The following is a 23,756-nucleotide window of genomic DNA, read 5'->3' on the forward strand; positions in this document are numbered from 1 at the left end:
AAGAGGATCAATTCCCAAGTAAGATTGTTGCAGCCAAATATTCAATCTCTTCGTGAGTAACATCAAACTCCATTCTGGCTATGTCTGGTCCGAATGCGCTTACTGAATCAAGACCAGCTAAGGAAAAGTCAGTTGGAGCAAGTTGGCTGACGCTTAATCCGGTATCTGAAATTGAAGCTTGGGTTAAACTTCCACGGTTTAGTGAGGCCATCACAGTGCGATCTGCTTCTCTAAGCTGAAGTGCTCTGGAGCTAGAGGTTGATTGACTTCCAAAAGTAAAAGCACCGCGAGATGAACGTGAGTGGGACCTTGCGACATCGCGAATATGTCTTTCTGCAGTAATTTCCATTGGGGCAGTTGTTCCAGAACCACTGCCAAAACGGTATAGCTTAGCATCTGCGGGTAAGTGGAGGGTTACGCCATCTTGAATCCTATCGTCCCAACGAAGTACCTGATGGACGCCATCTACTCCACCGTTAAGTGAACTTTTGATTTCAAACACATGCAAAACGGCCAAATTACCATCTTCCGTAATAAGGCCAATAATGTTGTCAGTGAACAAGCGCGGTGCGCCTGAACCACCAATTTGAGCACGTAAGTCTGTAATAAGGACAGCTCTGCCGGGATAGAGTTTGTTATAAACTGATAGAACATAAAGTTGCCGCGGTATAGATAATATTTCTGCGATATTACCTTTAAGAATATTCATGTAGCCCAGACTGACTTCTCGACTGGTTCTAAGAATTTGTCGGGCTTCACTGGCGGAATCGAAGAGGTTACCTAATCTGTCTCGGAGCTTGCGAGTTGTATCACCATTTGTAAGCATTGCTTGAAGTTGACGGAAGCGCTGAGTCGGTTGACCGTTATGGAAAAAACGAGATGGTTTAGGTAGTGACAGTAGATCAATCATGACAGGCGCAGATGAACGCAAGCCGCGGCGTAATCTGAGCCAATTATTACGTCCAATTACACTTAAAATAGCGGAGAGTCGGCGCCCCCTATGACCCATTGCTAGCCACTCTATAGCACGACGCGGAGTACTACTTGATTTTCGATAGGCAGCATACAGTGTTTGAAGACCTGCATGAAGAATGGAGTTACCATCGGGTGATAAAACTTCATCAACGTCTAAACAGGACATTCGGGTAATCTCCGTAAAATGGCCTGAGCACGTTCAAATTGTTGACGTGTCAAACGTGCTCCTGAGCGTAATCGTTCGGACATTTGCTCGATAAATCTGCGGTCACCTTGTGATAACTGCGCATTCTGCAGGCGACGCAAAATACGATTGAAAGGTTGTTCCATAGTTCTTAAGCGTCGTTGCATTGAAGCAGTTCGTCTAGCTGTTGAAGTTAGATCACCTAAATGACGAATGCTAGCAATACTTGGCCCTACAAGTGACAGTACAACACCCACACCCATTAGGGTTTTATCAAATGAGGAAACAGGATGTCCCCATCTATCTTCGTCACTTCTTAAGGCATAAACAAATTCGACTAAATCAACTGCATCACCAACTCCTGGAATAAACCCAATGACAACATCAGTAATAGCTTGTACCCAACTAACGGATGACGGCAAGCTTACATTGAACTGAGTGGGTTGCCTTCCTCTTTGCCATGGAAGATTGTTGCCAGGTAAAGGGACAACATTAAAATTAGCGTCTTTGACGTCAAAAACTGGAAGCGTTACACGGCGGCGGAATTCTTGTCTGGACTCACTAGTATCGACCATCTCAAAATTGACTTGCAAGGTTACTCTAACAGATGGTGTTTTCATAACTCGAACTTGAGTTATACCTTGCTCGTTAGTAGCAATATCCCAGCAAAATCTGGCTTCGTGATCGCGACGCTCCGCGCGTGGAGTGCCGTTCCAATGAAAAGCTGGACAATCAATAATTAGCCGTTGACCGCTGTATGGGTGCTCGATGATAAGGCCATTGTTTCTTTCTGAAAATTCAAATACTGAAGGTGATTCTAAAACTAAATATCGGGTACCGCGACTTGCTGCGGATCGAGGAGTCTGTCTATCTGCCAGTTCCAATAAACTATTGTGAATATCACCTATTGGGTCAGTGACAGAAATAACTGGAAGCGTTAAAGACCGAGTGAAGTCATTAAGATAGTTTTGGTACTGTTCGGGTGAAGCAATACGAGAGTCGAAATAGTCTTCTTGCAACCCTGCTGAGGTTAATATTCCAGTACGGTAGCTTGCAGGGGGATTAGTATCTATTCTATAGCGCAGTAAGAAATACTCGGTGTTAAAACGGCGGCCAATAGTCGGAACTAGACTAGGACCTTGCACACGGTATATCTCTAAAATAAGGCTACTATTGTCTTGGAACAGGCGGCGAAAGGTGCCTAAGCGAACAGATACGCCAGGGGCTACAATAAGGACTAAGCGAGACGGTTCACGACTGTTGGGAATAAGCATTGTATAGCTTCCCATTCTTACCTCCGCTTGAGGAGGAGGTAAGAATCTGTAATAAATGGGAAAGCGCTGAACCTGACTTTCGCGAACACGCCTCGATAAAGTTAAGTAGATTCTAAGTGGACGTTCTGATGGTCGGTCACTGGTAAATGTTAATCTCATTGTTGGCCGTCTAGCCGATAGAGGAGTTAATAACTCCGCATTGAAACTCGGCATAAATTAAACCTCGACCCAGTCACCGCTATCTTGCTTTTCCCATTTGGGGAGTGAATCATCAGGGCGTAATTTAACGAGCGATGTCGGAACGATAACATCCCACGGTTCGCCAACTTCAATCTCTTCTTCGAAATTACCAGAAGCCTCTTTAAACTCTTGAACAATGGAGACATAGTTTGGACTGGTAACATCAGGCGGTGCACCTCGACCATTCCAGGTCGTTCCTGTTTCAAGAAAATGTAAAACCGCAGCTTCATAACCAGGCCTAACGGGTAACACAACTCTGGCAGCACCGGCTTTTAGGAAGTCAAGATGTTGAGGATCAGTATTATCCGCTAACAATCGCTCTAACCACTTAGACTTTCTGCCCCAGAAATAACCATAAAGAGAGAACATCATTTGTTCCCACTCGAATGCATTCTCAAAAAATTGTATGTACTGACCCTCTCTGCGAGCTTGATGAAAATCGAAATACGGCATTGGCTCGTCTCTAGTTGCATCAAAAAGCTCGAAACGTTGCTCAGTAAGTAACTCTATAGACTGTCTTTTTAGTTCATCTCGCTCGATTTCACGATTAATTTTAGGATTTCTACCTTTTATTTCTATACCTTCACTTACATCCTGCAAAATACCGGCAACCTTATTCTCCCAGTCAGCAACGCGTATTTCATAAGCATTTCGAATTTTTTGATAGGTCTCATGTGCCCATTTCTGCATGGCATAGTTGGTACGTTTACACTTGATAACGATGGTTAAAGCGTAAGAGTCATAACCAACAGCTGAAAATGCAACTGGGACCTTGTTAGTTAAGTCACGATCGCCACCCATATCAGTCATCACGGGCAGGAAGGGTTTTTCAATTAGGTCTATGAGACCGACAACAGTCGAGATGCGTTCCATATAATTACCAACGACTACGGTAAAAGTACGATGGTCATGTCGGGTGAATGTTGAAGCAGCTCCCCGTGCTGTGAAAGACTGCGCTTCGAAACCATCAGGAATGGATATTTCATCATTATGATTAATTACGGGGTCATCATGGTCGGCACTCTTTGGTGCAGAAAATGCTTTGGAAACAGATTCATAACTCTTAGGAGGAGGGGTTATATCAGATGCTCCATACAAACTAGCGTAGTAGGCATAGTTACTTTCATCTATTTCATTCGGTTGGACATCAAACTGTGGAATTGGAGGTGGTAATTGCTCACCACTTTTAGGAGACCGCATTGAATACCATAATAAAGCGGCTGGCTCCGGAATAACAAATTCAAATAATTGTCGTTTACCATAGTTAAATATCTGAGCTTCATAAACCTTATCAACCCATTGATAAACTCCACTTATATGATCGCCATCTCCTGGTGCCGTAAGCTTATGGGTATTTGTTTCTTCTATCTCGCGTAAGATCCGAAGCGTTTTAGTGGTTTTCTTCTTCTCGACTATGCGGCTAAGGGAGCGGTCTACAACATCTTTGGCATAACGGGTAGAGGCTTTGGTGGCTTTCTGTTTCGTTGATGAAATTGAACCTTCCGCAGATGCAGTAAAACTAACTGAAGGGCCATATGAACCAGAAACTGAGAGCGCTGCTTTAGCACTTTGATCTTCTTTAATGGTTCGACTTGCTTCGGACTGCATTTCAAACCTTTCAGTTGTTTCGAGTTCATTTTCCGTTGTGGAATCAACTTCAATAGTTTCGCTTTCTGTATGCTCCATAGTGTCAAGTTTACGGTGCTCTCTAGTCTTCTCTTCTCCACGTAAAATATTCTCGATATGTGCAACTTCGCCACTTTGATATTGTTTAAGCTGTTGTCTAACTATCATTAGATCAGCAACCCCCGCAGGTTCAACTTTACCTTTGGAGACTGGTATGTCCGGACGGGGGAAAAATAATAATGGTGGTGTGATGATTAGCTGTGAACGCCAAACTTCTTCGAGGGCGTTTACAATATCGGGTAGAGAGTGCTTTGCAAGATCTAAACCAGTTTCAGCCTTAATGAGATTCTGTGAAGTTAAAGGTAGTTCATTGACTGTTTCTTCTTGAAGTAGATAAGGAGTGAATTTAATTGGTTTCAATATATCACTCTTAATTTTGCCTCGAGACAAAGCGGATGTCTTTGAGAATGGGTTGAAATACGAAAAAAAGTTTTTTGAACGAATTAGTGGTACTTCTGAAACCTCGGGTTTTAAATCAATAATAACGGGCTTTTGATATTTATCAGGCGAATCCAGTTTCTTTAGTCTACCAATTGTAAGTTCAATATTTTTTAAACGTTCATCGTTGGTATTAGCAGGAGGCTCATCAGTAACACCTTCAACAATCTCTACCCCCTCCTTAATGTCCTCACCAAATACTAAAGGACTAATCATTAATTCTCTAACAGTTAGACTTAAAGTATTAGACACAGTAGCTGTGAGCGCTTTGGCTAAGGCTAAAACTGATTCTTGGTCTGGTATATCCTTGCTGGTATATCGATAGGCTAAAACACTATCCAAAAGTAGCTGCTCATTGGCTTCAAAATGATTAGAGCCAGATAATGGCTCAGAGAAAACAGTGTTTATGACCTCTGATAATCTTAAGTCCCGGTTATCGGTCTGTAGCAATTGGTGTGACAAATTTCGGTAGAGTTGCGATTCTTGAAGAGCCTCTATGATGTCAGCGAAATTATGTTGATTAAGATAATCTTGAGAAACAGCAGCAAGCTCTATCCTAGATTCTTGCTTATTCTTTTGTAAAGACTCAGAAAGACTGGCTCTGAAATCGGTGGAAGAAGAAATATGTAAAACTGTTTGATTTAACTCTGAAACTGGAGGTCTTCTAACCGAAAACCTAAAGACTTCGTTCAATGAAGATGGCGTGCTCATGTTGACTCCCTGTCATAGTATTGAGATCACCCATATTAAGATGGTGCGAGATGAATTTACAATATATTTTACAAATTAGGCTTTGCTTTGCTCTAATAATGTATAGTAACTCACAAGTAGTTGATAATATGTTTATATTCAAGCCAGCTTGCTATGCAAGATAAATGCTAGATAAGGCAATTATTTAGGTGCATCAATCAATAGTGAATTAGACTCGTATGTTTAAAAGAATTAAAAACTGGTATCAGCAGAGAAAAAAGTCGGCCCTGTTTGAAGCTGAGGTGACTGTAACCGATAAAGATGGAACTATTACAGTTGCTTATCCCGATGGTACGATACAAACAATCCTGTGGGATAAAATGGAAAGCATAGAAGTTCATACGAATGACTCTGGGCCATGGGGAGCAGATGTCTGGTGGGTATTAAGAGCAACCGATTGTTTTTGTAGTTATCCTCAGGGTGCCACTGGAGAAGATGCGCTTATTCCGAAATACCAAGCACTACCAGGCTTTGATAATGAAGAACTGATAAAAGCAATGGGCTGCACTAGCAATAGGGAATTCATTTGTTGGCATAGAAAGTAATATTTATGGCTGACTGGCAGCTAATACAAAAATAAAACTGCCAGGGTAGTCATAGTAGTGAAACAGATAAGGTTAAGGCAACTGATACTCGAACTCGTAAAAGTGATTGCCATCTTCAATATAAATATTCATCTGCCCAGACAGTCCTACTAACTGCCCCACGCCCGAATCGGGGATAACTTCGAGAGTTAGTTTCTCGGCTCCTAATTCCATCACACCGTAATGCTGTAGGACAAAGCTGCCCTGTTTTCCTTCTAGTGAGCCAACCACCTGCTCAATAGCTATATAACCCGCGGATCCTTTGGTTGGGGTCATAACACTGAGCATTTCGCCATTACTGGTGGCGTCCAATGGGCCGGTGAAGACTTTTTCTATCGACATGCGGCGAAAGGTCATGCCGTCTGTGCCGTTAATATTTGGTTCTAAAGGGTTTAGCGTTACTGTGAAGCTTCCGTTGATTTGCATAGTAACCTCTGTCTCTATTAAGTCTCCACAATGTAGTACAAGCCAGTTATCACATCAAGCATTGAAATTAAGCATCAAATTGTACCTTTCAGATATATTTCACATTTTTCTAGTTTAGATGGTGCTCGCAAGCTGGTAGACTTGCACGCTTCGTAAAACCCCATAACAGAGCGTTGTCGAGTGCATGGAGCTGAACGCGTCTAATTTACAAGCCTCCCAGCAAGGATTGCTTAGTCCCCATCTAGAGCAACCACCTGTTGCTGTGCGTGATTTACAGCAGTTTGTAGACCTGATTACGCGACTGGTCGTAGAGATCGACGAGTATCTCAATACAGCGGTTAACACCATACTGCATCATCCGAGATTTCAGAAACTCGAGGCAGACTGGCGGGCGGTAAGCTATCTCTGTCATGAAAAGGCGCGCTACAGCAACAAGCGTAAGCTCAAAATAAAGGTGCTGGATGTCAGTTTTCAGGCCCTTGCCAAGGATTTGGGCAAGGTGCTGGACTATGAGCAGAGCGAAATCTACAAAAAGGTCTATGAGGGGGAATACGACAGGCCCGGTGGAGAGCCATTTTCCCTGTTGATCGGAAGCTACAAGATTCAGTTGCAACGCAGGCCGGGCATCATCAGCGATATCGAAGTGCTGAAACTCATGGGCAAGATAGCCGCAGTCTCATTCGCGCCATTTATCTGTAATACCAAGGCTGAGTTCTTCGGCATTGACAGTTTTGCTGGTCTGCACCCCAATCTGAAATTAAAGGATCTGTTCCGGCAGAGCGAATATCGCGAATGGAACAGCCTGCGAACCGAAGCGGAAAGTCGCTATCTGGGTTGCGTCATTCCGGAGATTTTAATCAGGAAGCGTTACCAGAGAAGCCTCTACAACAATCAACTGCTGTTCGAAGAAACCATCAAACATGAGCGCGAAAGGCTGTGGGCTAATGGCTGTTTTGCTTTTGCTGCGGTGACCATGCGCGCTTTTGCGGAATATGGCTGGTACGTGACGATTAGGGGCATGAAGCGCGATCAGGTAGGCGGTGGCATGGTTGATGGCCTGCCTTATGAAGAAAATCCGGAGCTGGTGATAAAGGTTCCGCCGGTCAGTGCCTGGATTCAGGAGCGGCAGGCCAGAGCCCTGGAAGCCAGCGGCTTTATTCCAATCACAATTATTAAGCATACCCCTTATCTTCTATTCCAGAGTAACTATTCGATCTTTGAAGTGAAAGAGCAGGAAAACACCTCAAGTAAGCTGGCGGGAATGCTGCAATATATTTTATGTGTTTCAAGATTTGCTCATTACATCAAAGTCATTAGCCGTCAAAAGATTGGTAAGTTCCTGAGTGAGGAAGAATGCGAGCAATATCTGGAGCGATGGTTGCGACAATATGTCTCGGCCAGCCAAAGCACCTCGATGGAGCTCAAGGCCAAGTATCCGTTACGAGCAGCACAGATTAAAGTTTCAGCCAAGCATAACAGCCCGGGCAGCTTTGAGTGTCAGATGATGATTGAGCCGCACTATCAGCTGGATGGTATCGAAAGCAAAATCAGCTTTACCACAGAAATTAAAAATAGCGAGTAGAGCATGGAAAGTTTGTGGGAAAGATTAACCGGAAAAGAGATCACCAGCGAGCAGGACTGGCTGGCGAAGTCGATCTGTGAAGACCTGAAAAGAATGCTGAATACCCGAAAGAGTCTGCTGCTGACTGGTGAGCAGTTTCCTAACGCAAAAAGGTCGATTCTAAACTACGGCATTAATGACTTTAACTTTGGCAGCGTTGGTACCGAAGAGGAAAGAAAAGAGCTGGCGAATCAGATCCATCAGGTGATCAGGGAATATGAACCGCGCATAGAAAATATGATTATCGAAATCCTGGAAAATAAGAATAAAGAAGACCGAGTGTTACGGCTGGATATTAAAGCTGAACTGAAAACCAAGGAGCAGATAAATATTAGAACCAATATTGATGTGATGGAAAATGCTAGCGAAATAAAGGAGCTCTATCATGAGTGACAGATTGCTGAGCTACTTTGAGCGTGAGCTGGAATCGATCAAGCAGGAAGCGGTGGAGTTTGCCCGGGCCAATCCTGGTCTGGCGCCCAACCTTGGGATTAATGAGAAGGGCATTGACGACCCGAATGTAAATCGACTCATTGAATCAGTAGCATTTTTGAACGCAAAAATCAGTAAGAAGCTGGATGATGGTGTTGATGAACTGGCTGAGTCGATTATGGGTACTTTATACCCTGATGTGGAGGCACCCTTTCCAGCAACCAGCGCTATAAAATGTGTTCTGGATGGTAGTTTGACGACGACTACTCGAATAGAGAAAGGCGAGTTAATCAGTGTCGTCGATGATAAGGGCGAAGAGTGGACCTTTGCCACAGCTGCCAGCACAGAGTTGGCGCCAATAGATATTGTAAATGCAACCTATAGCCGATTGCCCTTTGAAAAACCAGAACACAAAGCCAGTAGCCACATTAAAGCAAAGCTAACTATTGAGCTTGCAGTACAAAAAGTAGTGGCCAAGGATGAAGTGATAGCAATCAATCAAATTGGTCTGAAGCTAAATGATGAGCCGAGAATCAATAGCCTGCTGTATCAGGCAATGGCAAGAGATCTAGTTTGCCTTGAGCTAGTTTATGGTGACTGCAGCAAGGTGCTGGATAGCGGTGTAATGAAAAAGGCCGGTTTTGATATCGATTTGAATCTGTTACCCAAAAGTTATCAGCAACTGGACTCCATGCAACTGGCACGCGAAGTATTGAATTCGCAACAGAGCTTTGAGCATTTGTTATTGGACCAGCTGGAACTTGAATTAAAGGCAACCGAGAGATTGGTCATAAACCTTTATCTGCTGACCGACAATCCAGAACTTGAGCAAGCAATTACCCATAAGAGTTTTGCCTATGGCTGTCTGCCGGTGCTCAATCTGTTCCAGCAGGCTGCAGAGCCTTATAAGTTAAAAGGCAATGAGACGCGTGAGATTGAGGTGCGCGGAAGTAAAGGAGAAATCCTTGAGGTTTATAAAGTCGATAGAGTGGATTATTTACAGGGAAAATCCGAGCGACAAACACTGGCCGCCGCCTATCAGCCAGGGATTGAGCTAGAAGGCTCATTAAGATGGTCAGCAAAGCGCATTCATAAATCGGCACAGCAGGGTAGTTACAGTAAAACGGTGCTCAGCATTTTGGGTAACGAAGAGCAGGATGAACACATCATTTGTCCGATGGTCTGGGTAAAAAACCATAAGGACATCAGCCGAGTTATCAATAGAGCTCAAAAACTGGTGATACAGTTTCATGAAGCGCGCTCAGAATTAAAATCGGTTGAGTTGGTTGAAACTGTGCGTGCGGGAAAAAGTGTGGAGCACAATGGTCAGGCTCGTTGGTCATTGTTGAAGAAGACTGGGATCGGCTACATCACAACTAATGGCGTCGCGGCCTTACAGGAAATTCTACAGCAGGCAAATATCTACAAGGATAATCAAATCAATTTGATGATTGAAGCGATTACAGATTGCAAAACTGAGCGAATAGTTAAGCGTGCCTTTGATAAAAAGCATTCCGGTTTTATTAGTGGGCAAAAAGTAACGGTACAGATATCAACCGAGCCCTTTGGCAACTTTAGTCTCTATCTGTTTGGTTTGGTGATAAGTCGCCTGTTAACAGAACTGACCGCGATTAATAGTTTTACCGAGTTAGAGATAGTAACTAATGGCCAACATCAACAAAAACTGCGATACCCGGCGCGCATGGGTCAGATTCAGTTTATATAAATGAGGCGGCAATGATTAGACAAAGCGATGTGCTTGATCTTCACCGGGCAGTATCAGACCAGCAAAATCTGGGATTAAATTTACTCGATGCCTATAGCCCGCTGCCGGAGATATTCAGTCAGGACATACTGCAAAGCATCAAGGATCAGGGAGCAGGTGCGGATACCTTTCTGTTAATGCTGACCAGGCGATTGAATCAACTGCTTGCGAAGGGAAAAAAGCGTTGTCAGTTAGCACCTGCGTTAAGTCATACAGCCAATGATCTGGATATTGCCAGTAGTCTGTACCAAACAAGAATGGTGTCAGCCAATAACGACCGGGCGGCCACCTATTATTGCGGGCTGATGCCAACTACCGTTAATACAGCGGCAGCGCTCAAAACAGTTATAGAGCATTGGCTGGTTGGCTATCTCGATAAGGTTGAAATTGAACAATGTGTCGGCAGTTGGTTGGCCATACCTGATGAGCACAAAAGCCGACTGGGCAACGCGGGTAGTTTTAACCGCCTGGGACTGGATGTGATGCTTGGCGAAAAGCAGTGGAACTATGAGCAGAAACTTGTAATCCGATTATACGTTAGAGATCAGCTGGGCCAGCAAAAATGGCTGGAGATGAAACAACAGTCGAAGGCTATTAAACAGATGATTAATAGCTATCTGGACTCTGCAATTGAATATGAAGTAGCAGCAGTAATCAATCCTAATCTAGGCAAAGCTGCACAACTGAGTTCTGCTAACGGTGGCTCAGAACTGGGCGCTGATAGCTGGCTTGGTAATTTGAATGAAACAACTCAAGTAGTTTTATAAAAAGGAAACGACAATGGCAAACAAAGAAATACGGAATTTAATCGAAAAGTTAAATGATGAATGTAAGTCTTCGCTGGAAAAGGCAGTGGCTACCTGTTTTAGCAAGACCCATTATTATGTGGAAATACAGCACTGGTTAATTGAGCTGTTAAAAAGCGAAACCAATGATGTGCATGAAATTTTGAAGTACTTTGCAGTCAATAGTGATCTGCTGGAACAGGATATCTTAAAAGCAGAACAGCAGTTTAAAACTGGTAATGGACACGCACCGGCTTTATCCGAGTATCTGATGAAGATGATACAGAAGGCCTGGGTTTCTGCCTCGATTAACCAGCAAAGTAACAGTGTTCGTTCGGGTCACTTATTCTTAGTGCTGTGCAACGATGACAGCCTGTCGTTTTTGATGTCTGGCATGAGCAAGGAACTGAGTAAGATTGATTGTGCAGAGCTGGAAGCCGACTTTGCCACCATAGTATCAGGTAGCAGCGAAAATATCGGCAGTCAGCCACAAGATGCAGCGATAAAAAAAGCTGGCAGCCAAAAGGCGCTGGAGCAATATACGATTGATCTGACCCAGCAGGCGCAGGCGGGTGAACTGGATCCGGTTCTAGGGCGCGAAAATGAAGTCAGACAGATGATCGATATTTTGACCAGGCGTCGTCAGAACAATCCAATCCTGACCGGTGAAGCGGGTGTCGGTAAAACAGCGGTAGTGGAAGGTCTGGCACAGAAAATTATCAGCAAAGAAGTTCCTGAGGTATTACATAACGTATCGATCCGAGTATTGGACATGGGGTTATTGCAGGCCGGGGCTGGCGTAAAAGGTGAGTTTGAGAACCGCCTGAAGCAGGTAATTGCCGATGTAAAGTCTTCCATCAAGCCGGTAATTTTGTTCATTGATGAAGCTCATACCATGATTGGAGCCGGTGGTGCAGAAGGCCAGAATGACGCGGCCAATCTGTTAAAACCTGCATTGGCCAGAGGTGAGTTAAGAGTGATTGCCGCCACCACCTGGGCCGAATATAAAAAATACTTCGAGAAAGATGCCGCCCTATCGAGACGTTTCCAGGTGGTAAAGGTTGAAGAGCCGGATGTCAGTACTGCCATTGATATCATGCGTGGCGTTTCGGAAGTAATGGCAAAACATCATAAGGTGCATATTCTTGATGAAGCCCTGACCAGTTGTGTCCTGTTATCACAACGCTACATCCCTTCAAGGCAGCTGCCAGATAAATCGGTGAGCCTACTAGATACTGCCTGTGCCCGAGTCAACCTGAGCCAGAATGCCAAACCGGCAGTGATCGAGGCAAGTGAGAAATCCGTAGAAAGCTGGCAAAAAGAACTGGCCATCTGTGAAATTGAGGGGACTCATGAGGAGCGAGTGGCAGAGCTCAAGGCATTGATTGAGCAGGAGCAAAAGACGCTGCAAGGTTTAAACGACAAGTGGCAGGCGGAACTGGCGATAGTTAAAAAGATACATGCCTATCACGAGCAGGAAGAAAAGAAGCCAGGGCAACTGGAAAAATTAAGGGCTGAGCTTGATTTTGTGCAACAAGGAAGTCCAATGGTCTTTGAAACTGTCAATGAGGCGGTAATTGCGACCATCGTTTCAGACTGGACAGGCATTCCTGTCGGCAAAATGAAAAAGCAGAATATCAATCAGGTGCTGGAACTGGAAGAGCAGCTGACGGAGCGTGTGCGTGGCCAGGATTTGGCCCTGAAAGCCATTGCGCAAAGTATGCGCGTGTCAGCCGCCAAGCTGATGGATCCAAACAAGCCACGTGGAGTTTTCATGCTCGCTGGCCCAAGCGGTGTCGGTAAAACGGAGACTGCATTGGCTTTGGCTGAGACCCTTTATGGTAGCGAGAGAAACGTGATAACGATTAATATGTCGGAGTTTAAGGAAGAGCATAAGGTATCACTCTTGATGGGTTCGCCTCCGGGTTATATCGGTTATGGTGAAGGCGGCATCCTGACCGAGGCAGTAAGACGCAATCCCTATTCAGTGATACTACTGGATGAGATGGAAAAGGCACATCCGGGCGTACAGGAGGTGTTCTTTCAGGTATTTGATAAGGGCATGATGAAAGACGGCGAAGGCCGAGATATCGACTTCAAAAATAGTGTGATCCTGATGACCACTAATGCCGGAACTGAAACCATGATGGATTATGCGCGATTAGAGGCTGATGATGAAGAAGCTGTCGAGACTACGCCAGAGCAGGAATATGAAGAACTGACTCAGGTTTTGCATCAGGATTTGTTGCCCTATTTCAAGCCTGCCTTCCTTGGGCGCGCCACCTTGCTGGCCTACAAGGCGCTGGACCAGGAGATCCTGCGGGATATCACGAAAATTCAGTTGGCTAAAGTAAGCGATCGGGTTAGGGATTCCTATAAGGTGGTCTGCACCTTTGCTGACGAACTGATTGAGAATATTGTCGAACGCTGCACAGAAACTGACTCTGGCGCTCGTAATATCCAGAAAATCATTCAGCAGAGTATCCTGCCGCAAATTTCCGATTATTTCCTGACCCGCCTGCTGCAGGAAGATGAGCTGCAGAATGTTACCGTGCTGCTGAAAGATGGCGAACTGGAGATAAGCACGGAAGCATATTTGCCAGCGCAGGAGACCAGTCAGCAGCAATCGCCAGAATTGACGGCACAATAATATGACCTATTTCAAAAAAAACTGCGATCAGTAAAAAAAGAGTTGAAAATTTTGAAGTAAACGATAGTATCTCGGATGTATCTGATATATCAGGTCGCAAATGATGCTTTTTTAAGCGGAATATAGTCAAAACAAAAAAGGAGTAATATTCATGTCGATTTTCATGAATTATGACAACATCAAGGGTGAAGCTACTGCAAAAGGACACGAAGATTGGATTGATGTGCTATCAATCGATTGGGGTGTTCAGCGTGGTATTACTGCTCGAGTAGGTACCAGCAAGGATCGTGAAGCTACTTCAGCGGACGTTAGCGAGTTGCGTGTAACGAAATACATGGACAACACAACGCCATACCTGTTTAAAGAGGCATGCGTTGGTAAAGGTAAGAAAGTTGAGTTACACCTGACTAAAACGGGCGATACTCTAGAGAGCTACATGGAGTATGTATTGAGTGACTGCATGATTAGTGGATACCGTGTGAATTCTGATGGCGAGCGTCCAGTTGAAGAAATCACATTGAGCTTTACTAAGATTGAACAGAAATACACACCGTATGACGATGACCATAAAGCTAGTAGTCCAATTAGCAATGGTTATGATGTTGCTAAAGCTTCTATGATGTAAAACCAGATACGGCACAGTTCAGGCTGTGTCGTATTTTTTTCTCAGTACCATTTAATGTATACAAGGATCGTTGATGGGTCTCTTCGAAAAATTCTCACAAACCAACCGTTTAATCCGCATTGACACTGAGCTTGGCAACGATACGCTGTTGCTGACCAAAGTAGTGGGCAATGAAGCACTATCCAGGCCATATCAGTTTACCCTGACCTGTCTTTCGCAATTATCAGCTATAGAGCCAAATAAGCTGATGGGTAAGGCTATCGATTTTAGCTTTGAGTTGAATGACGGCGGAGAGCGTACCTTTAATGGTATTGTGTGTGAGATAAGACATCGAGGGAAAGTCTCCGACACCCTGTATCAATATGAATTAAAACTGGTGCCGCAACTGTGGCTTTTGTCGCAGCGGACAAACATCAGAATCTACCAACGCAAAACCATCCCACAGATAGTGGAGCAACTGCTGGCTGAGCATCAGGTGGTGTTTGAGTCAAAGTTGACCGCGAGTTATCCGGTACATGAATACTGCGTGCAGTATCAGGAAACCGATCTGGATTTTATGCAGCGACTACTGGCCGAAGCCGGAATTTTCTATCATTTCAAACAGCAGGCCAATCAGCATCAGCTCATCTTGCTCGACGATAAGAATCAATATGAAAGTGAAGGTAGTGGTCTGCTAAGTCAGAGCTACGGCACTCTTGAATCGGAACATTTCAGCGAATGGCAAACCAGCAGTCAGTTGCTGCCCACCAAATACAGCAGTAATAGCTACGATTTCAAACACCCTGCCAGCTCGTTAAGAGTGGAAAACGAGAGCTCTGAGAATGAAGCTCTAGCTGCTGACAATATGGAAGTCTATCGCTACCCGGGTGACTATCAGAATAAAAGTGATGGACAAACCGAAACAGCAAAAAGACTTGAAGCGATTCAAAAGCATCAATTGGAAGTCTATGCCGAGAGCAATATTCGTGATCTCAAAGTTGGTCATGTCTACTCAATAGCGAAACATGAAAATATCAATGAAATTGGGAACAGCTATCTGGTTACCGAACTGGAATACTACGCTGAAGATGACAGTTATAAGAATTCGAGCGAATCTAAGCAGGAAATTAAAAATAAAGCACAGCTGATTCCGTCGGATGTACAATTTAGGCCTGATGTGAATTATCAGAAACCATCAGTCAAAGGTCTGCAAAGCGCAGTCGTAACGGGTCCTGAAGGCGAAGAGATTTATACCGACCAGTACGGACGCGTCAGAATCCAGTTTCACTGGGACCGAGAAGGTAAAAAAGATGAAAACAGCTCATGCTGGGTGAGAGTCTCACACCAATGGGCTGGCGCAGGCTTTGGAGGGATCAATATCCCTCGCATTGGTCAGGAAGTACTGGTTGAATTTGAAGATGGTGATCCAGATAAGCCCATCATTACAGGCCGCGTCTATAACGCAAGAAATATGCCACCCTACCAGCTACCGAATAACAAGACTCAAAGTGGCTGGATATCGCGCAGCACACCAGATGGTACCAAAGATACCGCCAACGAAATTCGTTTTGAAGATCGCAAGGGAGCAGAGCACCTGCTGATTCATGCCGAGCGTAACCAAAGTATTGAAGTGGAAAATGAAGAGTTCCATTGGGTAGGTAATAACCGTCGAAAAACCATCGATAATGATGAAACAGTAGAAGTCAAAAATGACCGCAAAGAAAAAGTTGGTAATGACGAAGAAATAGAGATTGGGAATAACCAGGCCGTTCAGATTGGTAATGATAGTGTGCTCAAGATTGGCAAGAACCGAACTGTAGAAATTGAAAAAGATTCCATCAATACCGTCAACAACCATCAGAAAGACTATGTCTATGCCAATCACTCACAAGAAGTAGGAGGGCACTACGAGCACAAAGTAGCTGGCAAATATACATTGGAAGCGGTGGAAAAAATCTTTACCAGAACTAACAAATATCTGTTGCAGGCTTCTGATACATTAGCAATTGCAGGGCCAGGTGGAAGCATTATTATTGATAGCAGTGGCATTACCATTGAAGGTAAAGAGATCAATATCAAAGGTTCTGCTATCAATCTCGGATCAGGTTCAGCAAGCCAGATTGAAGCACTAAAAGGTGCTGCAAATGAAGGCTTACCATTCTGCGAAGAGTGCGAGAATAATAGCTAGACACGAAGCAAGGATTTGCAATGTTGAGCAAACAGTCATTAAGCAAAGCAGAGCTAAAGGAGCAGCTTGAGAAAGCAAGTCTTGGTATAAGAAACTACGCGATTATTGATGCAGCAAAGAATGAAACCCTGTTTGCGCATATCAAAGGCAGAAAAGATAAGTATAGCAGTCTGTTTGTGAAGGACAGGAGACAGGAGCTAAAAGCAGTAGCGCCATACTTGCTAGACTTAGAAGCTGAAGATACAAGCTGGATTATCGATGACATAATCAATGAAGATGTGGGCTTTGTAATCGCCAGTGAACTATGTCACCAAGAATGGGTAAACAAACTTTCAGAATGGATATATCAGAAAGATGAAAAAGGAAAGGTGAGTCTTTTCAGACATTATGATCCTGTGGTGTTAAGACAGCTGATGGAGAGTGAAGAGTCAGCAACTGATAGCATAGTCACAGAAATCTATCCCGATACTGTTATCGTCATGAAAGATAACAATGAACAATACGCTAAGTGGATAATCGGAAGTAAAGAATGAAATCGATAGCATTAAATGGACATACCCACACCTGCAAGGGAACAAAAAATAGCATTCATAAAAATGGCCCAATACAGGCTGCACAAACCTTAGTCAAAGTAAATGGAAAGCCAGTGGCCGTGGTCGGAGACAAGATAACCTGCGATGACACCATAGATACCATAGTAACAGGCTCCAGCGTTGTTAAAATCAATGGTAAGCCTGTAGCAAGGATAGGCGATAAAACTGCCATAGGTGGATTTATCGACAAAGGTGAATCATTGGTCAAAGTGGAATAGTTGGCTAGCCATGGAAGAAAAGAAACTATCAAAAATCAAAAAACTATTCGTAGATAATTATTATCGGAAATTTCTCGAAGCACAGAAAGAAAGAATCCGATCCAATTATCCTGATTTCTGGAAAGAATTAACTGACCAGGAAGTTCTTGAGTGGATAGACTCTGTAGTGGTCGATGCTAAAAAACTGCATTTCGGAAATGAGTTTCTAATCGAAGGCTATCTGGATATTGTCTGTAAGATTGGAAAAGACTTCATTGCAGATCCCGAAGTTGATGACAACCTGATAAGGTTTATCAGCGACAGCAATTTCTCCCCCTACGTCAGAGTCAGAGACACTAATCGATATATTGATAAAAACTGTCCCAAAGTGACTTACCCAAAGCCAGCTCAAGCCTAAACCAGAGGAAAATAATGAGATTATTCAGTCTACTACTATTGTCATTACTGTTGGTGTGTGGATGTGCCGCAACACAAGAGACAAATCCGACGCAAAAAGACTATAAGTTTAAATATATTAGTAACTCAGAGACGGAAGACAAAAGAATAGAAAAAATAAAAGAATATATTGATAAGAAAAAACCGGACTTCTGGCGAAATCTTACTGATAACGAAAAGTTAATCTGGTTAGATTATGCGCTGTATTCAGCAGATAAATATGGCTATGGCTACGGTGAAAAGCTGTATAGCTATATCAACTTCACTCAAAAGCTTGGCGCTGCATTTATGGATGATGAGGATGTTGAAGAAAATATACGCAAGTTTTTGCGTGATGATAGGTTTAGCGATTTCGTAAGACTAAGAGATGGATTTAGATACTTGGTAAAGAAAGGGGTTGAGGATAGGTTACCCAACGGTGTAGATATCGAGAAAATATTAAAAATTAGCCTAAAAGAACCAACATATAAGAAGAAAAAACGGGGAAAAGTTAAGCCATTTATAACCATATCAGCAAATAATAGTTCTGAAAGTGATGTGCAAATAGAAAGTGTGTACTTAGATGGCAGTGGAGGAGGCTCAGTTACAGGCTCTCTCGGTTGTAGTGCAAATCATAACTGGGGTTCTGGTAGTGAGTCGCTATACTCTGTGCCACCAACTGAATATATTGATATAAAGTGGTATTCATGGGCGGATAAAAGTAATTATAAAGCTAGGGTAGAATTACCAGGCGAAAAAGTAATGAATAATCTTTATTTTTTCCCTCCGTGGTATGACCCTGAGTTAGATAGCCGGCCAGACTCTACAATAATTATTGATATCAGACCAAACAATACAGTATGGGTAAAATTAGCAAAGGGCGAGTATGTTAAAGCACAAGATGACATCATGATACTTGGTGAGGGGGTTGGCAAAAAGACAGATGAAGTAGTAACAAAATATAAATCTTTTATTGAGGGTGAGCACTATCGGCTTGATTGTTTAGAACAGGCAAAAAAAGCGATGGAAAATGGAACCTATACGGGGCCAGTGGAACTATTTGATGACTGGTATCCGGGAGCTCCTCAGAACAAGGAATAATAATGAGTAGTAGAAATAGTCCAAACGAGTATCCACAACAGTGTCCTTGGGTAATGAGGATAGGTGTTTTTTTCGATGGTACGGGCAATAATAAAGAAAATGATACACCTAGAGGAAAAGCGACAAATATTGCAAAATTATCTGAGCGCTACTACAGGTTCGAGGATAAAGAGAAATTACATCATTATCGATACTTCTACGAAAATGGGGTGGGTACAATTGATGGAGTGGATGAAGTTGACTATGAGTTATCCGGTCTTGCTTTAGGCGATGGGGCAATTCAGCGTGTTCATAGAGCAATAAGGAAAACGGCGGAGTTCTTTGATGAAAGGCCTTGTGCCAAAGAGTTTATTGTCGATGTTTTTGGCTTTAGTCGTGGCGCGGCACAAGCGCGACATTTTGTAAATGAGATCCATGACCGAGCGGCTGGGCCGAATGTAAAAGTTGGGTTTGTGGGTATCTACGATACAGTCGCATCGTTTGCTGATGGTTGGGCTGGTGCTCTAGGGTTTAAGAAAGACCGAGCTGGCGACAACATTAATAATGCTGAGTGGGAAGTTGAAGCGGGAGTGCGAACTGTTCGTCGTAGAAGTCGAGAGGTTGAAGTCCCATACTATCAAAATGTGATTCAACCGTTTAACTTTCATCTAAATGCGGCTTCGGCTGATTACGTTGAGCATTTCACGGCCAGAGACGAAGTTCGTAAGAACTTCCCATTAAGTAGCCTGACTCCCTTTGATGGCGGTGGTTTGAAACAGCAAGAGTTTATCGGTGTTCATTCGGACATAGGTGGTGGCTATGCTGAAGATGAAGGGGAGTTCGAAAATAAGTTGGCCCGTATAGCTCGTCTAGAATTGAGACATGGCCAACGAGCAAGTGCCTTTGACCGTGTTGGAAGAGTTAATCAAGATGTGTATAGAGTGAAATATTTATATAGTGATGATGAGATTGAAACTATACGCCAGGAAGCTGAAAGGGTCGGGTACACAGTTACAGAGGAAAGGCGAGGTAACGCAATCTGGTTGGTTGGAAAAAAAGAGGTAAAAAAGCAGCTCGCAAATGTATATTTACGTCTTATGCACAAACGAGCTGTGGAAGCTGAGGTACCCTTTGAGCCTTTACTTGATGATGCAGAACATAAAATACCGGAAGACCTAAAAGACTATGCAGAGGGACTATTAAAGGGTGAAGCCACGCCACAAGTCGATGAGGTTTATATATACGCCAACTATGTTCATCAGTCGGATGTGGACCCAGAAGACAGGGCGCCTATCTTCAAAATAAAGTCATTTTTTGGTGACCTGGCAAATGAGCCATCTGAAGGGCACATTAGAACAGTTTTCGACAACGAGCCTCATAAGGCTGTGGATCCAGAAGCTAATGACAGACAGGATGCTTATGGCGCTGAAATTAATACGGAAAATCTTGCTGTATGAAAAAGCAGGCAAATAGTTAGAAGCTATTTGCCTGTTTGAGTATTGGCTAAGAGTCTTTATTGCTCATGAACTTTTTCATCAGATCAATCGGCAATGGGAAGACGATGGTGTTGCTGTTTTCGCCTGCAATCTCTGTCAGGGTTTGTAAGTACCTAAGTTGCAGTGCTTCTTCTTTTTGCCCTAGAACCTGAGCAGCTTCAAATAGTTTTTGCGAGGCTTCCATCTCACCTTGTGCGTGAATCACTTTGGCGCGACGGCGGCGTTCTGCTTCGGCCTGTTGGGCGATGGCTCGAATCATGCTTTCGTCGAGATCAACGTGTTTAATTTCCACATTGGAAACTTTAATGCCCCAGGCATCAGTCTGGCTGTCGAGGATTTCCTGAATGTCTTCGTTGAGCTTTTCGCGCGAGGCGAGCATTTCGTCCAGTTCATGTTGGCCTAAGACGGAGCGTAAGGTAGTTTGCGCGAGCTGGCTGGTGGCATCAAAATAGTGTTCGACATTGATAATCGCTTTCTGCGGATCGATCACACGGAAGTAAACTACTGCGTTAACTTTCACTGAAACGTTATCACGCGAAATCACATCCTGTGTGGGAACGTCCATGACAATAATCCGTAAATCGACACGCACGATTTGTTGCACGAAAGGGATCAGGATGATGAGGCCTGGGCCTTTGACTTTCCAGAAGCGGCCCAGCATGAAGATTACGCCGCGTTCATATTCACGAAGAATCTTAAACATGCTGGCGACTGTCAGTATGATCAGCGCAAGAATAATCGGATAGAAAATGTTCATAATAAATCCTTCTATTGAGCTTAAAGTTTGGGTTTGTCATCCGTGATGGGGATGACGTCTAAATCTAAATCATTAACGGCTACTACTTTGACTCGCTGTCCTGCTTTTAAGGGTTGTGAGCTACGGGCTTTCCAGATTTCTCCATGAATCTTAATCCATCCTTTGCCCTCAAAGTCATGCTCGACTATGCCAATTTCTGACAGCATTTCATCTGTGCCTGTGACCACGGGACGATGTCTTGCTCGAATGGCAAGGCTAAGCACAAAGCTCAGCAAGATAACACTGACGATTGTGACGAAGATGAGGATTGGCATGGCGATAGCCATACCTGTTTCCGGCTCGTTAAAGAGCAGGAAGGAACCCAGAATAAAGGCGATGATGCCACCTACGCCGAGTATGCCAAAGCTGGGCGCAAATGCCTCGACCACCAGCAGGGCAATGCCTAACACTAGCAGGCCTGCCGCGACATAGTTTACTGGCATGATTTGCAGCGCATAGAAAGCAAGCAGCAGGCAGATTGCGCCTATGACGCCAGGAATAAAGGTTCCGGGGTTGTAACCTTCAAAGATCAGTCCATAGATACCAACGATCAGTAGAATGTAGGCGATATTGGGATCGCTGATAATGCTGAGAAGTTGTGTCTTCCAGTCAATCTCAACGTCTTCTATGGTCATGCCTTCAGTATCTATTTTGACTTGTCCGCTAGGCAGACGAACCGATTTCCCATCTATCATAGCCAGAAGCTGTTGCGGATTTTCTGCGATGAGGTCAATTACGCCAATTTCCAACGCCTCATTCGAAGATAAACTCTCTCCCTCACGCACAGCATTACGAACCCAGTCAATATTGCGACCATGGTAATCGGCAAGACTTCTTAGATAGGCTTCGGCATCATTGATGACCTTCTTTTCCATGGCGGTTTTATTAGATGGCGCGGACTGAGTGGGTTGATCGTTAGACTTTTCTGAGTTTTCCCCGTCTTGTGTTGGTTTTTTGTCTTGTTCTGGCTGGTTTGGCTGATCGGGAGAGGGCATGCCGCCGATAGATACAGGCGTTGCCGCGCCAAGGTTAGTGGCCGGGGCCATTGCTGATACATGGCTTGCATACAGAATATAAGTGCCAGCACTGGCTGCGCGCGATCCAGGCGGATAAACGTAAGTCGCAACCGGAACCGGCGACGACAAAATGGCGCGAATAATGTCACGCATAGCCAGATCCAGCCCGCCAGGGGTGTTCACCTTGATAATTATCAAGTGATAATCCTGCTCAGCTGCTTCCTCAATATTCTGCACCAGAAAATGGGCTATTGCCGGGTTGACCGAACCATCAAGCGTCAGTTGCATGGCGCGTTTAGGCGAGTTTGTTTCAGCAGAATGAAGCTGCTGCGCAGAAAAGCACAGAAGTAGAAAAGACAGCGCAATATAAAAAGCCTGTTTCATACCAAATCCTTCTAGCTAAAGCCCCCAAGATCGGGAAGCAGGAATTCATGGCTTCATGCCATAGGAATAATGTAGCGCGAATGCATGCGGAATACAAAGGTGCTATGTCAAGAGTGAGGTTTTTGTGAAAAAGAAAAGTAGGGGCAAAGAGTGGAGAAAATGCAAAGGCTCAAGGTTGACAAAATGGAAACGCGAAGTATAATCGTTGACAAAATGGAAACAAAGTAATTTGATGCACATTATAACGAAAAGGCCCTTTATGGAGGCCTGTGTTAAGTATCCGAATGACAGGGTCGCGATTATGGATGCGTATAGAGTTTTAAGAGCGAATACGTTCGAAACGCCTGATCAGCTACGTCAGTTATTTCCTTCATTGGATAACTTTAAATACAAGGATAAGTGGTGGGTTATTGATATTGGCGGCAACAATTTAAGGTTGTTAGCCTTCATCCAATTCCTCAATAACAGGTTTTATGTAAAGCACATCGTAACTCATGCCGAGTACGATAAACTTTGCCAAAAGTATAGGTAAGGTGATTGATATGTCACAGATAGCCGAAGTTATTAAGTCCAGCTACCAGCAGTTTTCAGAGGTGGCCAGGGACTATATCAATATAAAAGATGATGAGCATTATCAAGAAAGCTTAGCGTTTATTGAAGAGCTGCTTGAAGAGGCCGAGGATGGGCAAGATGATTCTATAAATGGTCTAATTGAGATTATTGCCCACGCTATTGAAAGGTATGAAAGTAAAGATCCTGATATCGTCCAGTTTGAACAAGAAGCAATGAGTGTTGGTTCCGAAGTGGCTGTACTGAGATTATTGATGCAGCAATACAACTTAACTGGTGCAGACTTTCCTGAAATTGGTGACCGTTCATTAGTTTCCAGAATTCTTTCCGGAAGTAGAAGCTTAACTAAGTCACACATTCAATCATTATCAGAACGATTTAATTTAAACCCAGCCTGGTTTTTTGTGTGTGAGCAAAAAGATGTGTAAGCAATAAGCTAACTTACAAAGAAAGTTGATTGAATAAAAGAGCCGTATGGCTCTGTTATTTTTTGTTAGAAAAATCACAGAGAAAATTTGTAATATATTACGAACACAAAAAAGCCCGACTATTTCTAGTCAGGCTTTCTGAATAATGGTGGCCCGGGG

The 23,756-nt window shown here is 43.8% G+C and carries 21 protein-coding genes; 15 read left to right on the plus strand and 6 right to left on the minus strand.

From position 1 onward, the window contains the following. Nucleotides 1-7 precede the first annotated feature (7 nt). From HUJ19_RS12345 to HUJ19_RS12355, 3 genes are all read right to left on the minus strand, one after another. Entirely contained in the window at nucleotides 8-1,141 is a 1,134-nt protein-coding gene (locus tag HUJ19_RS12345) for a hypothetical protein (protein ID WP_290624536.1), read from the minus strand. Beyond that, nucleotides 1,129-2,448 carry a hypothetical protein gene (locus HUJ19_RS12350; RefSeq protein ID WP_290624538.1) on the minus strand — a complete coding sequence of 440 codons (1,320 nt, stop codon included), beginning with the start codon at nucleotides 2,446-2,448 and terminating at the stop codon, nucleotides 1,129-1,131. Before HUJ19_RS12350 ends, HUJ19_RS12345 begins: the two co-directional genes overlap by 13 nt. 201 nt (nucleotides 2,449-2,649) lie before the next feature. Continuing rightward, on the minus strand, nucleotides 2,650-5,508 hold the full coding sequence (locus HUJ19_RS12355; RefSeq protein WP_290624539.1) for a hypothetical protein: 2,859 nt from the start codon (nucleotides 5,506-5,508) through the stop codon (nucleotides 2,650-2,652). Nucleotides 5,509-5,726: 218 nt separating this feature from the next. On the opposite strand from HUJ19_RS12355, the gene HUJ19_RS12360 reads away from it, so the two are divergent. Next, nucleotides 5,727-6,092 (plus strand): hypothetical protein, encoded by a 366-nt coding sequence (locus HUJ19_RS12360; protein WP_290624540.1) that lies wholly within the window; start codon nucleotides 5,727-5,729, stop codon nucleotides 6,090-6,092. 72 nt (nucleotides 6,093-6,164) lie between these two features. On the opposite strand, the gene HUJ19_RS12365 is transcribed toward HUJ19_RS12360, so the two are convergent. Next, the gene (locus HUJ19_RS12365; RefSeq protein ID WP_290624542.1) at nucleotides 6,165-6,557 is read right to left on the minus strand and encodes a DUF3224 domain-containing protein; all 393 of its coding nucleotides are present in this window, start codon (nucleotides 6,555-6,557) and stop codon (nucleotides 6,165-6,167) included. A 262-nt stretch (nucleotides 6,558-6,819) separates the two neighbouring features. Here HUJ19_RS12365 and tssC point away from each other — a divergent pair, with 262 nt between their 5' ends. From tssC to HUJ19_RS12425, 12 genes are all read left to right on the plus strand, one after another. Continuing rightward, on the plus strand, nucleotides 6,820-8,139 hold the full coding sequence (tssC, locus tag HUJ19_RS12370) for a type VI secretion system contractile sheath large subunit (protein WP_290624543.1): 1,320 nt from the start codon (nucleotides 6,820-6,822) through the stop codon (nucleotides 8,137-8,139). A 3-nt stretch (nucleotides 8,140-8,142) separates the two neighbouring features. Further along, on the plus strand, nucleotides 8,143-8,571 hold the full coding sequence (tssE, locus tag HUJ19_RS12375) for a type VI secretion system baseplate subunit TssE (RefSeq protein ID WP_290624545.1): 429 nt from the start codon (nucleotides 8,143-8,145) through the stop codon (nucleotides 8,569-8,571). Beyond that, nucleotides 8,564-10,336, plus strand: a complete 1,773-nt coding sequence (tssF, locus tag HUJ19_RS12380) for a type VI secretion system baseplate subunit TssF (protein WP_290624547.1) — start codon at nucleotides 8,564-8,566, stop codon at nucleotides 10,334-10,336. The genes tssE and tssF overlap by 8 nt, the downstream gene beginning before the upstream one ends. Before the next feature lie 11 nt (nucleotides 10,337-10,347). Beyond that, entirely contained in the window at nucleotides 10,348-11,142 is a 795-nt protein-coding gene (locus tag HUJ19_RS12385; protein ID WP_290624548.1) for a type VI secretion system baseplate subunit TssG, read from the plus strand. A 13-nt stretch (nucleotides 11,143-11,155) separates the two neighbouring features. Continuing rightward, on the plus strand, nucleotides 11,156-13,810 hold the full coding sequence (gene tssH, locus HUJ19_RS12390; RefSeq protein WP_290624550.1) for a type VI secretion system ATPase TssH: 2,655 nt from the start codon (nucleotides 11,156-11,158) through the stop codon (nucleotides 13,808-13,810). A gap of 151 nt (nucleotides 13,811-13,961) precedes the next feature. Continuing rightward, nucleotides 13,962-14,435, plus strand: coding sequence for a type VI secretion system tube protein Hcp (locus tag HUJ19_RS12395; RefSeq protein WP_290624551.1), 474 nt, complete (start codon nucleotides 13,962-13,964; stop codon nucleotides 14,433-14,435). 73 nt (nucleotides 14,436-14,508) lie between these two features. Next, nucleotides 14,509-16,602 carry a type VI secretion system Vgr family protein gene (locus HUJ19_RS12400; RefSeq protein ID WP_290624553.1) on the plus strand — a complete coding sequence of 698 codons (2,094 nt, stop codon included), beginning with the start codon at nucleotides 14,509-14,511 and terminating at the stop codon, nucleotides 16,600-16,602. A 20-nt stretch (nucleotides 16,603-16,622) separates the two neighbouring features. Further along, the gene (locus HUJ19_RS12405; RefSeq protein WP_290624554.1) at nucleotides 16,623-17,135 is read left to right on the plus strand and encodes a DUF4123 domain-containing protein; all 513 of its coding nucleotides are present in this window, start codon (nucleotides 16,623-16,625) and stop codon (nucleotides 17,133-17,135) included. Next, nucleotides 17,132-17,413, plus strand: coding sequence for a PAAR domain-containing protein (locus tag HUJ19_RS12410; protein WP_290624555.1), 282 nt, complete (start codon nucleotides 17,132-17,134; stop codon nucleotides 17,411-17,413). The genes HUJ19_RS12405 and HUJ19_RS12410 overlap by 4 nt, the downstream gene beginning before the upstream one ends. Before the next feature lie 10 nt (nucleotides 17,414-17,423). After that, a complete protein-coding gene (locus HUJ19_RS12415; protein WP_290624557.1) occupies nucleotides 17,424-17,810 on the plus strand; it encodes a hypothetical protein in 387 nt (128 codons plus the stop codon). Between the two features lie 14 nt (nucleotides 17,811-17,824). Beyond that, nucleotides 17,825-18,928, plus strand: a complete 1,104-nt coding sequence (locus HUJ19_RS12420) for a hypothetical protein (RefSeq protein ID WP_290624558.1) — start codon at nucleotides 17,825-17,827, stop codon at nucleotides 18,926-18,928. A gap of 2 nt (nucleotides 18,929-18,930) precedes the next feature. Further along, complete coding sequence (locus HUJ19_RS12425; RefSeq protein WP_290624560.1) at nucleotides 18,931-20,364, plus strand: DUF2235 domain-containing protein; 1,434 nt, start codon at nucleotides 18,931-18,933, stop codon at nucleotides 20,362-20,364. Between the two features lie 46 nt (nucleotides 20,365-20,410). On the opposite strand, the gene HUJ19_RS12430 is transcribed toward HUJ19_RS12425, so the two are convergent. Together HUJ19_RS12430 and HUJ19_RS12435 are read right to left on the minus strand one after the other, a co-directional pair. Further along, nucleotides 20,411-21,160 (minus strand): slipin family protein, encoded by a 750-nt coding sequence (locus HUJ19_RS12430; RefSeq protein ID WP_290624561.1) that lies wholly within the window; start codon nucleotides 21,158-21,160, stop codon nucleotides 20,411-20,413. Between the two features lie 20 nt (nucleotides 21,161-21,180). After that, nucleotides 21,181-22,599 carry a nodulation protein NfeD gene (locus tag HUJ19_RS12435; RefSeq protein WP_290624563.1) on the minus strand — a complete coding sequence of 473 codons (1,419 nt, stop codon included), beginning with the start codon at nucleotides 22,597-22,599 and terminating at the stop codon, nucleotides 21,181-21,183. Nucleotides 22,600-22,831: 232 nt separating this feature from the next. Here HUJ19_RS12435 and HUJ19_RS12440 point away from each other — a divergent pair, with 232 nt between their 5' ends. Further along, nucleotides 22,832-23,131 (plus strand): type II toxin-antitoxin system HigB family toxin, encoded by a 300-nt coding sequence (locus HUJ19_RS12440; protein WP_290624565.1) that lies wholly within the window; start codon nucleotides 22,832-22,834, stop codon nucleotides 23,129-23,131. Nucleotides 23,132-23,141: 10 nt separating this feature from the next. After that, entirely contained in the window at nucleotides 23,142-23,597 is a 456-nt protein-coding gene (locus tag HUJ19_RS12445; RefSeq protein WP_290624567.1) for a hypothetical protein, read from the plus strand. Nucleotides 23,598-23,756 lie beyond the last annotated feature (159 nt).

It is taken from the genome of Kangiella sp. (assembly GCF_014762745.1).
In the GTDB taxonomy this organism is placed as follows: Bacteria; Pseudomonadota; Gammaproteobacteria; order Enterobacterales; family Kangiellaceae; genus Kangiella.

Bases quoted from the DNA above. Each gene is read 5' to 3' on its own strand.
- HUJ19_RS12345 (WP_290624536.1), bottom strand. From the start codon at position 1,141: ATGTCCTGTTTAGACGTTGATGAAGTTTTATCACCCGATGGTAACTCC.
- HUJ19_RS12350 (WP_290624538.1), bottom strand. From the start codon at position 2,448: ATGGGAAGCTATACAATGCTTATTCCCAACAGTCGTGAACCGTCTCGC.
- HUJ19_RS12355 (WP_290624539.1), bottom strand. From the start codon at position 5,508: ATGAGCACGCCATCTTCATTGAACGAAGTCTTTAGGTTTTCGGTTAGA.
- HUJ19_RS12360 (WP_290624540.1), top strand. From the start codon at position 5,727: ATGTTTAAAAGAATTAAAAACTGGTATCAGCAGAGAAAAAAGTCGGCC.
- HUJ19_RS12365 (WP_290624542.1), bottom strand. From the start codon at position 6,557: ATGCAAATCAACGGAAGCTTCACAGTAACGCTAAACCCTTTAGAACCA.
- tssE (WP_290624545.1), top strand. From the start codon at position 8,143: ATGGAAAGTTTGTGGGAAAGATTAACCGGAAAAGAGATCACCAGCGAG.
- tssF (WP_290624547.1), top strand. From the start codon at position 8,564: ATGAGTGACAGATTGCTGAGCTACTTTGAGCGTGAGCTGGAATCGATC.
- HUJ19_RS12385 (WP_290624548.1), top strand. From the start codon at position 10,348: ATGATTAGACAAAGCGATGTGCTTGATCTTCACCGGGCAGTATCAGAC.
- tssH (WP_290624550.1), top strand. From the start codon at position 11,156: ATGGCAAACAAAGAAATACGGAATTTAATCGAAAAGTTAAATGATGAA.
- HUJ19_RS12395 (WP_290624551.1), top strand. From the start codon at position 13,962: ATGTCGATTTTCATGAATTATGACAACATCAAGGGTGAAGCTACTGCA.
- HUJ19_RS12400 (WP_290624553.1), top strand. From the start codon at position 14,509: ATGGGTCTCTTCGAAAAATTCTCACAAACCAACCGTTTAATCCGCATT.
- HUJ19_RS12405 (WP_290624554.1), top strand. From the start codon at position 16,623: ATGTTGAGCAAACAGTCATTAAGCAAAGCAGAGCTAAAGGAGCAGCTT.
- HUJ19_RS12410 (WP_290624555.1), top strand. From the start codon at position 17,132: ATGAAATCGATAGCATTAAATGGACATACCCACACCTGCAAGGGAACA.
- HUJ19_RS12415 (WP_290624557.1), top strand. From the start codon at position 17,424: ATGGAAGAAAAGAAACTATCAAAAATCAAAAAACTATTCGTAGATAAT.
- HUJ19_RS12420 (WP_290624558.1), top strand. From the start codon at position 17,825: ATGAGATTATTCAGTCTACTACTATTGTCATTACTGTTGGTGTGTGGA.
- HUJ19_RS12425 (WP_290624560.1), top strand. From the start codon at position 18,931: ATGAGTAGTAGAAATAGTCCAAACGAGTATCCACAACAGTGTCCTTGG.
- HUJ19_RS12430 (WP_290624561.1), bottom strand. From the start codon at position 21,160: ATGAACATTTTCTATCCGATTATTCTTGCGCTGATCATACTGACAGTC.
- HUJ19_RS12435 (WP_290624563.1), bottom strand. From the start codon at position 22,599: ATGAAACAGGCTTTTTATATTGCGCTGTCTTTTCTACTTCTGTGCTTT.
- HUJ19_RS12440 (WP_290624565.1), top strand. From the start codon at position 22,832: ATGCACATTATAACGAAAAGGCCCTTTATGGAGGCCTGTGTTAAGTAT.
- HUJ19_RS12445 (WP_290624567.1), top strand. From the start codon at position 23,142: ATGTCACAGATAGCCGAAGTTATTAAGTCCAGCTACCAGCAGTTTTCA.